The organism is Acinetobacter sp. C26M (assembly GCF_023702675.1).
Lineage (GTDB): Bacteria > Pseudomonadota > Gammaproteobacteria > Pseudomonadales > Moraxellaceae > Acinetobacter.
Genome location: NZ_CP098478.1, coordinates 2155249 through 2171311 on the forward strand (window position 1 = coordinate 2155249; position 16063 = coordinate 2171311).

13 protein-coding genes are annotated in these 16063 nt (G+C 40.1%); 5 read left to right on the plus strand and 8 right to left on the minus strand.

Translation table 11 applies throughout. The features are described from left to right. Positions 1-6 precede the first annotated feature (6 nt). The 4 genes from paaZ (at position 7) to NDN11_RS09855 (ending at position 5254) form a co-directional block, all read left to right on the plus strand. Positions 7-2109: a phenylacetic acid degradation bifunctional protein PaaZ gene (gene paaZ / locus NDN11_RS09840; protein WP_251109506.1), complete on the plus strand. Its 2103-nt coding sequence runs from the start codon at positions 7-9 to the stop codon at positions 2107-2109. 75 nt (positions 2110-2184) lie between these two features. Continuing rightward, positions 2185-2475: a DUF1330 domain-containing protein gene (locus NDN11_RS09845; RefSeq protein WP_167247423.1), complete on the plus strand. Its 291-nt coding sequence runs from the start codon at positions 2185-2187 to the stop codon at positions 2473-2475. 270 nt (positions 2476-2745) lie between these two features. Then, complete coding sequence (locus NDN11_RS09850; protein WP_251111530.1) at positions 2746-4032, plus strand: acyl-CoA dehydrogenase family protein; 1287 nt, start codon at positions 2746-2748, stop codon at positions 4030-4032. A 22-nt stretch (positions 4033-4054) separates the two neighbouring features. Next, entirely contained in the window at positions 4055-5254 is a 1200-nt protein-coding gene (locus tag NDN11_RS09855) for an acyl-CoA dehydrogenase family protein (RefSeq protein WP_005212154.1), read from the plus strand. A gap of 63 nt (positions 5255-5317) precedes the next feature. Here NDN11_RS09855 and gorA read toward each other — a convergent pair whose 3' ends face one another. Together gorA and NDN11_RS09865 are read right to left on the minus strand one after the other, a co-directional pair. Further along, a complete protein-coding gene (gene gorA / locus NDN11_RS09860) occupies positions 5318-6670 on the minus strand; it encodes a glutathione-disulfide reductase (RefSeq protein WP_251109507.1) in 1353 nt (450 codons plus the stop codon). 158 nt (positions 6671-6828) lie between these two features. Then, a complete protein-coding gene (locus NDN11_RS09865) occupies positions 6829-8073 on the minus strand; it encodes an alkane 1-monooxygenase (protein ID WP_251109508.1) in 1245 nt (414 codons plus the stop codon). 189 nt (positions 8074-8262) lie between these two features. On the opposite strand from NDN11_RS09865, the gene NDN11_RS09870 reads away from it, so the two are divergent. After that, the gene (locus NDN11_RS09870; protein WP_167247855.1) at positions 8263-9195 is read left to right on the plus strand and encodes an AraC family transcriptional regulator; all 933 of its coding nucleotides are present in this window, start codon (positions 8263-8265) and stop codon (positions 9193-9195) included. 45 nt (positions 9196-9240) lie between these two features. Here the strand turns inward: NDN11_RS09870 and lpxA are convergent, their stop codons facing one another. Genes lpxA through rseP form a run of 6 tightly spaced genes read right to left on the minus strand, consistent with a single transcriptional unit; the run spans position 9241 to position 16058 of the window. Next, positions 9241-10029, minus strand: coding sequence for an acyl-ACP--UDP-N-acetylglucosamine O-acyltransferase (gene lpxA, locus NDN11_RS09875; RefSeq protein WP_167247445.1), 789 nt, complete (start codon positions 10027-10029; stop codon positions 9241-9243). After that, positions 10026-10511, minus strand: coding sequence for a 3-hydroxyacyl-ACP dehydratase FabZ (gene fabZ / locus NDN11_RS09880; protein ID WP_004807401.1), 486 nt, complete (start codon positions 10509-10511; stop codon positions 10026-10028). Before fabZ ends, lpxA begins: the two co-directional genes overlap by 4 nt. 6 nt (positions 10512-10517) lie before the next feature. Then, entirely contained in the window at positions 10518-11588 is a 1071-nt protein-coding gene (gene lpxD, locus NDN11_RS09885) for a UDP-3-O-(3-hydroxymyristoyl)glucosamine N-acyltransferase (RefSeq protein ID WP_251109509.1), read from the minus strand. Between the two features lie 3 nt (positions 11589-11591). After that, the gene (locus NDN11_RS09890) at positions 11592-12092 is read right to left on the minus strand and encodes an OmpH/Skp family outer membrane protein (RefSeq protein WP_167247449.1); all 501 of its coding nucleotides are present in this window, start codon (positions 12090-12092) and stop codon (positions 11592-11594) included. 44 nt (positions 12093-12136) lie between these two features. Further along, complete coding sequence (bamA, locus tag NDN11_RS09895; RefSeq protein ID WP_216076261.1) at positions 12137-14668, minus strand: outer membrane protein assembly factor BamA; 2532 nt, start codon at positions 14666-14668, stop codon at positions 12137-12139. A gap of 34 nt (positions 14669-14702) precedes the next feature. Beyond that, a complete protein-coding gene (gene rseP, locus NDN11_RS09900; RefSeq protein WP_251109510.1) occupies positions 14703-16058 on the minus strand; it encodes an RIP metalloprotease RseP in 1356 nt (451 codons plus the stop codon). Between the last annotated feature and the right edge of the window lie 5 nt (positions 16059-16063).

Sequence of the window (16063 nt, forward strand, 5' to 3'; positions counted from 1 at the left end):
TTACTCATGCTTGATCAAGCACTATTAGAAGGAACATCTAAATCAGCAGCAGAACAACAGCCTGTATCAAAAGTGGTTCAGCTTGGATCTTTTGTATATGGAACGTGGCATTCAAGCCATGAAGATGCACGTACTGTTGTTCACGCCATTAGCAATGAGCCGATCTATACTGTCAGCAGTCATGGCATAGACATGCAACAGGTTGTTGAATATGCCAAACAGAATGGTACAGCACTGGCAAACTGGACCTTCCATCAACGTGCCAATGCTTTAAAGCAAATTGCACAGCATTTACTTGAGCATAAAGAAGATTTTTATCAGCTTGCCTATGCGACAGGCGCAACGCGTAAAGATGCCTGGATTGATATTGAAGGTGGAATTCAGACCTTATTTGCCTACTCAAGTCTGGTACGCAGAGAGCTGAATGATGAAAAAATTATTACGGAAGACAGTTGGATTCAACTCTCAAAAAATGGCACTTTTGGTGCCAAACATATTTTAAGCCCGAAAGCGGGTGTGGCAGTTCATATCAATGCATTTAACTTCCCCATTTGGGGGATGTTAGAAAAAATTGCCCCGACGCTATTGGCTGGCGTGCCGTGTATTGTTAAACCTGCAACTGACGGTGCTCAACTCACCCAAGCAGTTGTTAAAGCGATTGAAAATACGCAACTTCTACCGAAAGGATCACTACAATTAATCTGCGGACAAATTGATGATCTTTTTGATTATCTTGGCCCGCAAGATTGTGTAACCTTCACAGGGTCAGCTTATACAGGCCAAAAGCTACGCAACCACCCACACCTCAACAAATATTCAATTCCTTTTAGTATGGAAGCTGATTCTGTCAATAGTGCCATCCTAAGCCCTGAAGCGGATGAAACCACGGTTGATCTGTTTGTACGTGAAGTTTTCCGAGAAATGACCACCAAAGCAGGACAAAAATGTACTGCCATCCGCCGAGCTTTTGTGCCACAAGCACAACTTGAGCAAGTACAGCAAAAGCTGATTGCCAAACTGGAAAAAGTGATTGTAGGCGATCCACAGAAACAAGACACCACCATGGGAGCACTAGCCAGCCCTAAACAAAAGCTGGATGTTGCAAACAAAGTTACAGAACTAGCTAAAGATGCAAAAATTGTTTTTGGTGGTACAACAAATCTTAAATTTAATGCAGATACCCCTGAAAAAGGCGCATTCTTTCCACCAACACTTCTTCTCTGTGAACAACCCTTGCAAGCCACACATGTACACACCACCGAAGCCTTTGGTCCAGTGTGTACGCTTATGCCATATCAATCCATTGATGAACTTGCCGATCTAGTGGCACGTGGTGAAGGTAGTCTGGTTGCCTCCGTAGTTAAAAATACTCATGAAAACATTGAGCAGATTATTCAGAAAATAGCACCTTGGCATGGTCGAGTTCATATTCTGGATGAAGAGTCTGCTAAAGAAAGTACAGGTCATGGCTCGCCACTGCCTCATTTGGTGCACGGCGGTCCTGGTCGTGCTGGTGGTGGTGAAGAGCTTGGAGGAATTAGAGCGGTAAAACACTATATGCAACGGACTGCGATCCAAGGTTCACCAAATAGTTTGACTCAAATTACCCACTCATGGACAGCAGGCTCTGACATCCAGCAAGACCGCGTACATCCTTTTAAAAAGGATTTTGATGAATTGGTCATTGGTGAGCGTTTACTGACAGCGCGTCGTACAGTTACCGAAGCAGATATTGTCAATTTTGCCTGCTTAAGTGGTGATTATTTCTATGCACATACTGACAAAATTGCAGCAGCAGATTCATTCTTTGGTGAACGTGTCGCGCATGGCTATTTTATCGTATCAGCGGCAGCAGGATTATTTGTCGATGCCGCACAAGGCCCCGTGGTTGCCAACTATGGCATGGACAATTTACGTTTTGTTGAGCCCGTAAAAATTGGTGATTCGATCCGTGTTGAACTGACCTGCAAGCAAAAAACACCAAAACCACAAAAAGACTTATCACAACCTGCACATGGCGTGGTGGTATGGGATATCAAAGTCAAAAACCAGCGTGACGAATTGGTTGCCACCTATGATATTTTAACACTGGTTGCTCGTGCAATTTAATAGATCAGCGTTGATGGATACGTGATCGTCTCCATCAACCAATCAAAATCTAGTACCTATCAATCAGGAAATCCAATGAGCGCATATATTATTTTGATTCGTAAAGAACTAAAAAATAAAGATGAGATGAAAACCTATACATCCTTAGCACGCAAAGCCAGCCAAGGTTTTTCAGCTGAGCCGATTGTGTTTTATGGTCAGTCGATTGCTTTGGAAAATATTGAAAGCGACGGCGTTGCCATCATTAAATTTAGCAGCATGCAGGAAGCTCAAAATTGGTATCACAGTGATGCCTACCAAGAAGCAAAAAAACACCGAGATCTTGCAGGCGAATATATGGTGATTTTGACGGAAGGTTTAGATTAATCGTGTTGGTAAATAAATTACAGATTCAGAAGACTGAATGACAAAGCGATTCTAACGAAGCTAAGCCTCTGTCATTTTGGTCAATTTTTTTTTATTCTATTTTTTATTGTTTTTTTTAAAATATTAAAAAACAGATAGATAAAACAATAAAATTACTAAAACTACCCTTTATCTTTATCAATTATCGACGTCAAAGAAGACATAGTTTTTTTCATTGGAGCATGTCAGCATAATTTTACAACCATCCTCCAGGATAAAACCATGTCGAATATGATGAATAAAGCTCAAGGATTTGGGCTATCTTTGATCACAAAAATCGCGGGAAGCGAAGTACTTGATCAACTCAAATTAAGAAAATTTGTAGAGAAATCATTATATCAAGGTTCAAAAACGGGCTTTAAGGTACTTACAAAAACACAAAAAGCATTTAAGCCTCAAGCGATAGATAAACAACGCCTCCCAAATCAGGTCAATAAAAATCTGTTTGATCTCAGTCTGACTGAAGAACAGCAAATGACCGTTGACGCGATGTCACAATTTGCGGAAGAAGTTTTATATGCTTTGGCGCATGATGCAGATCATCATGCTCAGTTTCCAGACCAATTATGGCAGCACCTAGTCGATTTAGGCTTGAATTACTATGCTTTACCAGAAGCTTTAGGTGGTGTTGCGGCTGAACAAAATATTGTTAGTAATATTCTGATTGCTGAAAGTCTGGCCAAGGGAGATTTTAGTTTAACCGCCGGCCTACTCAGCAGTTTCAGTGTCATCAACGCGATTACGCGTTGGGGTTCAACCCAAGTCCAATCTATGTATTTACCTGTGTTTGCAGAAGATACCGATGTCACTGCAAGCTTTGCCTTTCAAGAAGCTACCCCTGCCTTCAATCCATTCCAGTTAAAAACCACAGCAACCGAAACTAATGGACAATTCTATATCACAGGTGAAAAAACCTTGGTGGTTCTAGGTGATACTGCGGATGTATTCCTTGTGAGTGCAGAGTTTAATGGTCAGCCTGATATATTCGTGGTGCAATCCAATGAAAGCATCTCCATTAAAGCCAACCCTGCAATGGGATTAAAAGCAGCAGAAACAGCAACACTGCAGTTCAATCAGACTCCTGCCTTACGTTTAGGTGACTCAGACTTCGATTACACTGCATTTGTTGATCTTGGCAATCTGATGTGGTGTGCCATGGCTGTTGGGACCTGTGAGGCAATTAAAACGTACTGTATCAAATATGCCAATGAACGTACTGCCTTTGGTGAACCGATCTCTCATCGTCAAAGTGTTGCCTTTATGATTGCCGATATGGCGATTGAAATCGATGCTATGCGTATGTTGGTACTCAATGCAGCAAGCTTGGCAGAAGTCGGCAAACCGTTCCACCGTGAAGCTTATTTAGCCCGCTTACTCTGTGCAGAAAAATCAATGAAAATCGGTACAGATGGTGTACAGATCTTAGGTGGCCATGGCTTTACCAAAGAACATCCTGTTGAGCGCTGGTACCGTGATGTACGTGCAACTGCCGTTTTACACTCAGGCTTACATGCTTAATTGACGATCCTTGGAGAATACAATGAACTTACAAAGTCCTAAAAAATTCAAAATGATGGTCGATCAAGCACATGAAGTTGCATTGAATGTGCTCCGCCCAATCTCACGCAAATATGATAAAGCTGAACACGCCTACCCTAAAGAACTCGACATGCTTGCATCATTAATTGATGGTATGAATGAAGGTGGTGAAGGTATTAATGCTGGTGCAGCAGTGGGCAAACGAGGCGAAACGGAATCTGGCAATAAGAATGGCAACAATATGTCAACCGCACTGGGTGTGATTGAAATGTGCTATGGCGATACAGGCCTATTATTGAGTATGCCCCGCCAAGGTCTTGGAAATTCTGCTATTGCCGCTGTCGCCAACGATGAGCAGTTAGAACGCTTCAAGGGTACTTGGGCAGCCATGGCAATTACTGAGCCTGGTTGTGGTTCTGACTCTGCGGCAATTCGTACCACTGCGACCAAAGATGGCGACGAATACATCCTCAACGGTGAGAAAATCTTTGTCACTTCAGGTGAGCGTGCAGACTCTGTGGTGGTTTGGGCAACTCTGGATAAAAAACTAGGCCGTGCTGCGATCAAATCTTTTGTTGTGCCAAAAGGCACAGCAGGAATGAAAGTTGAACGACTTGAGCATAAACTGGGGATTAAAGCCTCAGATACTGCCGTGATTAGCTTTATCGACTGTCGCGTTCCTGCTGCTAATTTATTGGGTAATGCAGAAATCGATGTTGCCAAAGGCTTTGCTGGCGTGATGGAAACTTTTGATAATACCCGCCCACTGGTTGCAGCAATGGCGATCGGTTGTGCCAAAGCCTCTTTGGAGCGTATCAAAGAAATCTTTAAAGATCAGCTTGATGCAGACTACAAAACACCATATTTACAGACATCAAACCTTGCTGCACAGATTTACCGCATGGAAGCTGAATGGGAAGCGGCCCGCTTGTTAACAATCAAAGCCACGTGGATGGCGGACAATAAAAAGCCAAACTCTAAAGAAGCATCAATTGCTAAGGCAAAAGCGGGTCGAGTATGCAATGAGATCACACTGAAATGTGTCGAACTTGCTGCAAGTGTTGGTTATGCTGAGGATGAGTTATTAGAAAAATGGGCACGTGATTCAAAAATCTTGGATATTTTTGAAGGGACACAGCAAATTCAGCAATTGATTATTGCGCGTCGTGAACTCGGTAAATCATCAAGCGAATTGAAGTAAAAAATTAATTCGAAAAATAAAAAGGACGTTGCAATAACGTCCTTTTTACTACCAAACCAGCACTTATCGCATAGTCACAAATTCTTCCGCAGAAGTTGGATGGATTGCAACAGTATTATCAAAGTCTTTCTTGGTTGCTCCCATTTTTAAAGCAACGGCAAAGCCTTGTAAAATCTCATCCATACCGAAGCCGATGCCGTGAATACCAACAATTTTTTCATTATCGCCTACACAGACCAATTTCATTTTGGTCGGTTGACGATGTTGAGTAATCGCACTGTACATCGCGGTAAATGATGAGTTATACACTTTTACCGCCTCCTGACCATATTGCTCAATGGCTTCCTGCTCAGTAATCCCCACCGTTCCGATTGGAGGATGGCTAAACACCACGGTTGGAATATTGTCATAATCCAAATGCTCTTCTGGTTTATGATTAAATAATCGTTCGGACAATCTGCGCCCAGCAGCCACCGCGACAGGTGTAAGTTCCATTTTTCCAGTAATATCACCTACCGCATAAACGCCCATTTGGGATGTATTCTGAAATTTATCGACTTGAATATAGCCTCGTTCGTCGAGCTGGACATTGGCTTTCTCCAGATTTAAATTCGCAGTATTTGGCTCTCGACCCGTTGCCCAAATCAAACAATCAACCGTGTGGCTTTCACCATTCTCCAAATGCAGTACAACACTACCATCAGCATTTTTTGTAACTTTTTGAGGCACAGCTTGCGTATGCACAGCAATCCCATCTGTCTGCATCACTTCAACTAAGGTTTCACTTAAAAAAGAATCAAAACGCCTTACAGGTAAATCCTTACGAATAAATAATCCAACCTGAGAACCTAAAGCATTCAACACACCCGCTAACTCAACCGCAATATAACCTGAACCAATCACTGCGGCGGTTTTTGGTAAAGCACTTAATTCAAAGAAACCATTCGAATCTACTCCATATTCCACCCCATCTATCTTAGGTAGTGAAGGCTGTGTACCTGTTGCAATCAGGATATGATCTGCTGTGAAGCGATCACCATTAACTTCAATGGTATTTTTATCAATAAAATAAGCTGCCCCCTGAATAAGATCAACTTGATTTTTACTTAGGCTATTTTGATAAGATTGATGAATTCTATCAATATAGGCCTGCCGATTTTTGATTAAAACCTGCCAATCAAATGACTCGACTTTAGTATTAAAACCATAATCAGGACCATATTTCTGAAGCGATTCAGCGACATGGGCGGCATACCACATCACTTTTTTAGGGACACAACCGACATTAACGCAAGTCCCACCTATTTCGGATTTTTCAATTAAGGCACATTTTTTTCCATACATCGCAGCACGATTCACTGATGCAATGCCACCACTACCACCACCAATCGCAATATAATCATAATGTTTTGTCATCTTTGCCTCATAAACCAATTAAAAGATTATTTTTAAGTTATACATAGATATACAGTAAGAATATTCAAAATCTGTACTTGGTTAAGCTTTTTATACAAGAAAATAAAAAGGCACTGACGATTGCTCATCAGTGCCCTGCTTTGGGAAAGCAGTTTAGATTATGCTGTAGTTGCTGTCTCTGTAGAAACTTCAATGAGAGACTGATCAACCACACCAAATTTCTTAAACAGTTTTGCACGACGTTTTGGGAAAATATTGGCTTTATTCAAATCACCTTTGTAGTGATCAAATACACGCTTATCCATCATTTTTGACCATAGTGGGGGAATTAAAGCAGGCAATAACATACTTGCATAACCACTTGGTAATTCAGGTGCTTCATCAAAATGACGTAATGCTTGGAACGGACGTGTTGGATAAGCATGATGATCTGAGTGACGTTGCAATTGATACAAGAATAAGTTGGTCACAATATTATTATTGTTCCAGCTATGTTCTGGCATGGTACGTTCATACTTACCATTCTTATCTTTTTGGCGTTTTAAACCGTAGTGCTCGATATAGTTAATAATTTCAAACAAACTAATGCCATAGAACGCTTGAGTCGCTAAATAAGGAATAACACCCTTACCAAACAAACCCACCATTGACCCATGAAAAGCTGCACTCATTCCCCAGCCTTGTAATAGTTCATTCTCAGTTGACCAAAATTCTTTACCTTTACGTTTTAGACGATTGGTTTCAATCTCAATTGCAGATTTAAAAGAACCAATCACTGTACGTGGCCAAAACTCATAGAATGTTTCACCCATTTGTGAAGATGCAGGATCTTCAGGTGTAGCAGCACGTTTATGGTGGCCATAAGGATGTTCAATTCGGAAATGGTTATAGCCTGTTGGCACAAGCGCTAAATGCGACAGAATATGATCAATACGATCATGTTTATGACTGAGTTCATGTGCTGTATTAATCGCAATTCCGTTGATTGCACCCATTGATATCCCTAAAAAAATCTTATCAATGAACGATGTTTCTTTACGGCTAGTTAAATAACATGCATATACATTAGCTGCATACTGCAAGGGAATAAAGCTTTTCACCAAGCGAGAGTAATAAGGGTCTTTTTCTAACAGTTTAATATCTTCATCTGTTGGATTATTGGCGTCTTTTCCAATAATAGTATCAATCGTCGGAATGACGATATGTAAAACAATTGGTCCGCCTAAAGCAAAGATTTTCTTCAATGGACGTGGTGCAAATTGATAACCTGCTAAAATACCTATCCCGATTGCAGGTAAAGCCGGGCTAATGGCCCATAAATAACGTTTACGATCCAACTGAGTTTTTGACTTTGGAATGCTTACTGGCGTAAGTTCTTGCTCAACATTTACTGGCGCATTCATCATCGAATCCATGTCTTTGTATATATAAGTATATTTTGAGGAATTATCGAATTCATGACAGTTGCAAGCGTCCAAAAAAGCTATGTCAAAGTCTTTGGCATCATCCTCCCTGTTTTTGTCCTATAAACACATATTGAGTTATTAGCGGAGCTCTCTATAATTTAAATGAATACGTCATTAAAAAATCATATGGATGCTTTAAGTAAAATATTTGCTGATATTCATTTAAATCACACTGAATATATCTATTTGAAAACTCAAGGAGAATGGAGTTTTATCTGCCAGGATCAAACCGCTTTAATCGTTCATATTGTTTTGGTGGGTTCTGTTTTTATTCAAATTGACGCGCAGAATAGTTTAACTGCACATGCGGGTGAAATTATAGTAATTCCATCAGGAAAGGCGCATACAGGTGCAGATAATGCCATTACTAAGCTAGTCGATGCCGTTGATATTTCAAAACTGTTCGATGGTCACAAAGAAGATGCCATCGAATTCGGTACTCATTCATCAGAAAAAAATCTCATTCTGACCGTACGCTGCCAGATTGATACAATCATGGCTCGTCCTTTTATTCAGGCTTTACCGTCAATCATCCATCTCCAACATGGCGATACCAATGCACCTGAATGGTTACAAATCGGATTACATTTTCTGGCTCTTGAAACCCAGAATATTCAAGCAGGACGCGATATTATTATCGATCATTTGGTCAATATCTTATTGATCAAATGCATTCGAGACCATATTCAGCAAATTTCTAGCCAACATGGCTGGCTTAGTGCTTTAAACCATCCAGAACTCAGCAACAGTTTGGCCGCAATTCACAATCATCCTGAAGATGCTTGGACGGTTGAATCATTGGCAGAACAATGCTGCATGTCACGCTCAAAATTCGCAAGTTTATTCCACGAAGTAATCGGAGAATCCCCGCTTGCCTATTTACAACAACACCGTATGCGTTTAGCAAGCCAATATTTACGTAAAAGTAATTATTCTGTACAGCAAATTGCCAATAAAGTGGGTTACTCATCAGAAACTGCATTTAGTCAGGCTTTTAAGCGTACTTTTGAGCATTCGCCGAAACAGTATCGACAACAATTTGTGGAACAGGAAAATTAGGCATAAAAAAAGACACATGAGTGTCTTTTTTTTTCAATCAAGCAATTAACGCACAATCCCGCGAGTTGATTGTTCTAAAGAATCAATAAACAATTGCGCTTCTGGCGTTTTCACTAAAATTTCACTACGAATCTGTTCAATTGCCTGTTCGGTAGTAAGACCAGATTTATAGATCAGCTTATAGGCTTCTCTTAGACCCTGAATAGTATCTCTAGACCAGCCCTTACGACGCATGCCTTCAATATTCATACCGTATGCACGCGCTGGATTTCCAGACGCCATCACATAAGCGGGAACATCTTTAAGAATTAAAGCGGCCCCACCAATCATACTGTAAGAATCAATCTTACAGAATTGATGAATGCCTGCATTACCACCGACAATCACATGATCACCAACATGCACATGCCCAGCGACACCCACATTATTAGCAAAAATATTATGGTTCCCAATTACACAGTCATGTGCAATATGTGTATTCACCATTAATAGGTTGTGACTACCAATCTTAGTGACACCATGATCCTGAGCTGTTCCTCGATGTAGAGTACAGTGTTCACGAATCTTATTATCATCACCAATTTCTAACCAAGTTTCTTCACCTTGATATTTTAAATCTTGGCAAATTTCCCCAATACTTGAGAACTGGAAAATATCATTATTTTTGCCAATTCGGGTAAAACCACCAATAACAACATGTGAATGTAATTTTGTACCAGAGTCAATACTTACATTTGGACCTACAATACAATACGGACCAATTTGTACATCAGATGCGATTTCTGCAGACGGGTCAATAATTGCTGTAGGATGTATTAAATTTTGACTACTCATGTCTGCTCAATTTTCTGGTGGGAAATAATAATCTCTGCTGTCGCGGCAACCTTACCATCGACACTAGCGGTACAATTGTACTTGTAAATGCCACGTTTTTGCATCACAAGTTCAGATTTTAAGATAAGCTGGTCACCTGCAACAACTTGTTTTTTAAACCTGATTTTTTCAGCACCCGCAAACAGGAACAATGAACCTGCTTTTGGCTTTTGATTTGTAAGTACAAAACCTAATATACCAGAGACTTGTGCCAAAGCTTCAATAATCAATACGCCCGGCATAATTGGGTAAGTTGGGAAATGCCCTTGCAAAAACTCTTCGTTAATCGAGACGTTTTTATAACCGACAATGCTATTCTCAGTTACTTCAGTAACACGATCAACGAGTAAAAAAGGATAACGATGTGGTAAATATTCACGAATGGTAAGAATATCCATAGGTAATTCAGGCATTGTGAATGCTGGTAATGTAGACTCAGTCATAATAAATTATTTACGTAACTTAAGGGTTGATTCAAGGGACTCTAATTGAGCTTGCATATGATCAAGCCTTTTGGCGATTTGGGTCAATGGCACATCTGCTAATTGTCTTAAGCGCACAATCGTCTTTTTCCAGTGACTATTTTCAAAAAGTCCCATGCCAGAAGAATACGTGCCAGCTTCAGAAATATTTTTTGTGACCATTGACATTGCTGTAAGTGTCACGTTATCTGTGATTTCAAGGTGTCCAACCACGCCTGATGCACCACCCATGATACAGTTTTTGCCAATTTTCGCGCTTCCTGCAATTCCACAATTGGCAGCAATAGCGGTGTTCTCGCCAATCTGAACATTGTGAGCAATTTGCACAAGATTATCAATAATGACACCATCTTCTAAAATTGTGTCATCAAGTGCACCGCGATCAATACTACAATTTGAACCGATACGGACATCATTGCCAATACGAACTGAACCAAGTTGAGCGATACGATGCCACTTGCCTTGATAAGGTGCAAAACCAAAACCTTCAGTACCAATCACCGTATTGGCGTGAATACGAACACGATCTTTTAATTTTGCTGCACCTGTTATGGTGACATGCGCATCAATAAAGCAATCTTTACCGATTTCGACATCATCATCAAGAAATGCATGTGCTTGGATAATCGTGTTGTTGCCCACGACGCAGTTTTCACCGATGACAACATAATGGCCTACATAAGCATCATCAGCAATAATTGCAGAAGGATGGATTCGTGCAGTACTCTCGATACCGCATAGGGTTATCTTTTTTTCAAATAAATGTGTAAGTGTGGCAAATGCCAAATAAGGATTATCAACAACGATAAAATTTTTTTTGCTTGCAAGCTGTTGTTTAAGTGATGCTGTCACAATATATACGCCAGCCCGACTCGCTTCTGCTTGTGCTAAATATTTTTCACCATTTACAAAGCAAATATGCTGTTTTTCTGCGTGTTCTAAGCTAGCCAAATAAGAAATTTGGAAATCTTTGTCACCGAAATGCTCACCTTTGACAAGGTGAGCAATTTCTTCTAAACGATAAGTACGTCTATTCATTGATTATTTAATTGCGTTAACCTTTTGAATCATTTTATCAGTTAAATCATATTGAGCGTCAGAGGCAATCGTAGAATTTTTATTCAAAATAAAGTCTAAGTTACTTTCTTTACGCAATTGTTCAGCAGCTTGCTTCACACGTGACTCAAAAGTTGTATTCATCGCCTGTAAACTTGACTGAACTTTAGTTTGTAAACCTTGTTGAGTTGAGTTGAATTCACTTAACTTTGACTGATATTGAGCAGTCAGTTTTTGAATATCAGCTTGATTCATTTTTTGACCATCAGTCTGTGCTTTCTGTTGTAAAGATTCTAACTCTTTACCCAATTGCTCCAGTCGAGTCGAAGTTGGTTTAACAGACTGAGTTAGGCTCGCATTTTGTTGTTTTAGATAAGTGCTACTTTCAACAACTTTCGCTAAATCAACTACGCCAAGTCCTGCAGCATTTACAGATGCAGAAACCGTGAATCCCAAACCTAACACGAGCATTGTTAATGTTTTCATTATGACATCCTTTATATATTTTACAGCACTAAACAAGGTCGTACTTAGAAAGTACGACCGATTTCGAATTGGATAGATTTAGTATCATCGCCTTTTTTATCATTCAGCGGGAATGCATAACTGAGTGATAATGGACCAATCATGGTAATCCATGTGAAGCCGACACCAACACTATAGCGCATATTGCCAAAATCTAACTTATTGTTATCTTTACAATATTGCTTAATATCAACTTCCTTACCATCAATTGTGACATTACCTTTTGGCACATCACACTGGGTATCAAACACTTGAGCACCCTCAGCAAACAGCACTGGACGTACTTGACGAGTCCAATCACCCTTAAATGGTAAAGGAAGTGCTAATTCTGTACCGAATTGAACTAAAGCATTACCGCCCACTTCTTCTGGATCAAGGTCATTTTGTTTAGTTTCTTGGAAAATTACACTTGGATATTTTGGACCTAAAGAACTGTTGTCATAACCACGGACTGAACCATAACCACCCGCATAGAAGTTCTTATAGAATGGTAAATCATTACCATAACCCAACTTACCATAACCACGAAGTACAAAGCCGCCCCAGAGTGACTTGAATGCTTGCGCATCATAAGTCATTTTTTGATAATCAACATCACTACCTGGTAAGCCGATTTCAAGCCCAACACGATGTGACATACCTGAAGTTGGGAAGATTGGTCGGTTTAACGTGTTATATGACCAACCCAAGTTCAAGTTATAGGTCAAGAAAGTGCCTTCGAATGCACTGCCATATGGTCGGAATCCACCATCACAAGTTCCAGGTACTTCAATCGTTTTAGTAGGATCTTTAGGATCTGGCTGAGTTTCTGGCTTGCCTGATGGACACCAAGTTGATTCTGCTGTCTGCTTACCGCCATTCGCCAATAAATAGTCACGGATATAAGTCGAAACACTTGGACCCGTTCTTACTTTGGTTTGATCAATACCTAAAGAGGCACTTAAGCTTTGGTTTTCATCAATTGGATAACCAAAACTTACACTACCACCAATACTATCGGTGACGTAGTTGTTTACGTTATAGTCTTCATTGAGCTTAGTTTTACGATAATAAACATTATAACCACGACTAACGCCATCAATGGTGAAGTACGGGTCAGTAACACTTAAGTTATAGTAATCTTGTGTTTCAGAACGTGACAAGTCGATCGCAACACGATTACCCGTACCCATAAAGTTGGTTTGGCTTAAACCTGCTTGGAAGGTTACACCACCATTTTGCGAGTAACCTACTGCAAGCGTAGTAGTACCAGAATGTTGTTCTTCAACATTGACATTTAAATCAACTTCATCAGGTGAGTTTGGAACACGAACAGGTTTCACATCAACCGTTTTAAAGAAGCCCGTACGCTCTAAACGAACTTTCGATAAGTCAATTTTCTCATTGCTTGCCAATGCGCCTTCCATTTGACGCATTTCACGACGTAACACTTCATCAGCAGTTTTGCTGTTACCTGTGAAGTTAATACGACGCACTGTTACTTGTTGACCAGGATTGATGTAATAATTTAAACCGACAATACCTGTTTGATTATTAATATCTGGTACTACATTCACTTCAGCGTAGTAGTAACCTGCATTACCATATTTGCGTAGTAATAATTGCTTAACGGCATTTACTTTTTCTTGAGAATAGGTTTCGCCATCTTTATACAGTTTAAGCGCTTGTAACTCTTCAGGTTTATACAGTGCATCACCCAAGAATTTCGTTTCGCCAAACTTAAATTGACTACCTTCATCTACAGACACTTCAATAAAGATATGCTTCTTATCTTCACTGATATTCAGTTGAGAGTTGATGATATTAAAGTTGATATAGCCTTTGTTTAAATAAAGGGCACGTAAAGCTTCTAAACTTGCAGCCATCTTTTCACGTGCATAGCGGTCATTACGGGTCACAATAGAGGCCCAACCACTTTCCTTCACTGCAAAGGCTTGTTTGATATCACTGTCACTGAAAACAGTATTACCAATAATATTGATATCAAATACTTTCGCTGCTGTACCTTCGTTAAAGTTTAGCTTTAACTCAACACGGTTATTTGGACGTGCAACGGTTTCAACCGTCACATCAGCGTCATAACGACCTTGTTGGGTATATTGTTGTTCTAGCTCAGTTTCAATAGTCTGTAGCGCAGACTTCTTAAACACTTCACCTTCAGCAATACCCATCTTCTTTAAACCTTGTTCTAAGGCTTCTTTCGGAATGAGTTTATTACCTTTAAATTCCAATTTTGAAATCACTGGACGTTCAACGACTCTAAACACCAGGACATCTTTTTCTTTATAGGTTTTAATATCGTCAAATAAACCTGAGGCATATAAAGTACGGATGGCCTCAGCAATCATAGGATCACTGACTCTATCGCCACTATTTATTGGTAACATAGAATAGATACTTGCAGGTGTTAAACGCACTAAGCCATCAATTCGTATATCTCGTGCAAGAAACTCATCTGCTGCGTATGCTTGTTGTACCACTGCCATCGCACTAACCAGTGCCAAAGGCATTAATAAATGTGTGTGACGCATGCCCATATATTTTCCAGTAAGTTAAATTCCGTTTGCGTTGTTATAAACGCATGAAGTCGTTAAATAAAGCCAAAAGCATCATGCTACCGAGCAGTACCATACCAACTTTTAGACCAAACATCTGTATTTGTTCAGAAACAGGTTTACCACGAATTGCTTCGATAAAGTAATAAACTAAATGACCACCATCCAACATAGGAATCGGCAATAAATTTAGAATCCCCAAACTTACACTCATCAAAGCCATGAATGAAATAAAGGTTTGCCACCCCATTTCCGCACTTTGACCAGCAACTTTGGCAATTGTGATTGGGCCAGATAAATTATCCAGACCTATCAGTCCACGCACCATTTTAATGATGGAGTTGAAAATCATACCCGAAAGCTGTGTGGTCTTTTCAAATGCAACAACAAGTGCTTCAACTGGTGAATATTGAATGGTTTGCTTGTAATCATTCGGAATCGTGATTTTACCTGCATCACTTTTCACACCAAGCATACCTGTGGTATTGCCCATATTATCGCGCTGTCCTTGAGGCATCACTTGTAAATGCACAATTTGACCTTGACGTAACACATCAATATTCAAGAGCTTTTCGGGTGACTTTTGAACAACATCCACTACATCAAACCAATCTTTCATTGCAACATTATCAATTGCAACAATTTGATCGCCCACCTTCATGCCTTGACGCACTGCCGCGCCATCCGCACTTAGCTCTTTCACAATTGCAGGAATAACGGGACGATATGCTAGGAAACCAAGTACATCTAATGGAGATTGGCTTTGATCTTTTAAAAATTCTTTGATTGGTAAGCTAAATTGTTTTTCAGTCCCGGCACGATCAACAATGATTGAAACCTGTCCAGTCTCACCTACTCGATTGACCAAAGCATAATTCAACTTTTCCCATGTTGATGTTGTTTGACCATCAACCATCAATACTTTATCGCCAACATGCAAATCGACTTGTGCTGCTGGCGTATTCGGCATCACTTTACCAATACGGGTATTCAGTTGCTCTTGTGCAGGTAAGAATAAAATCCAAAACAGAAATACAGCAAAAATTAGATTAATCAATGGGCCAGCAGCGACAATCGCAATCCGTTTCCATGGAGATTGACGGTTAAATGCATAAGGTAAATCTTGCTCAGCAACATTCCCTTCGCGCTCATCCAACATTTTGACATAACCACCAAGCGGCAATGCAGAAAGTTGATACTGAATGCCTGATTTTTTAGATTTCCATTTCAGCAAAGTTGGTCCAAAACCAATGGAATAGACTAAAACCTTAACACCTAATTTGCGGGCAACCCAATAATGACCAAATTCATGGATTGCAATCAGAGGGCCAAGCAATAAAATCGCTGCAACAATCATAAACAGTGCATTCATACGAT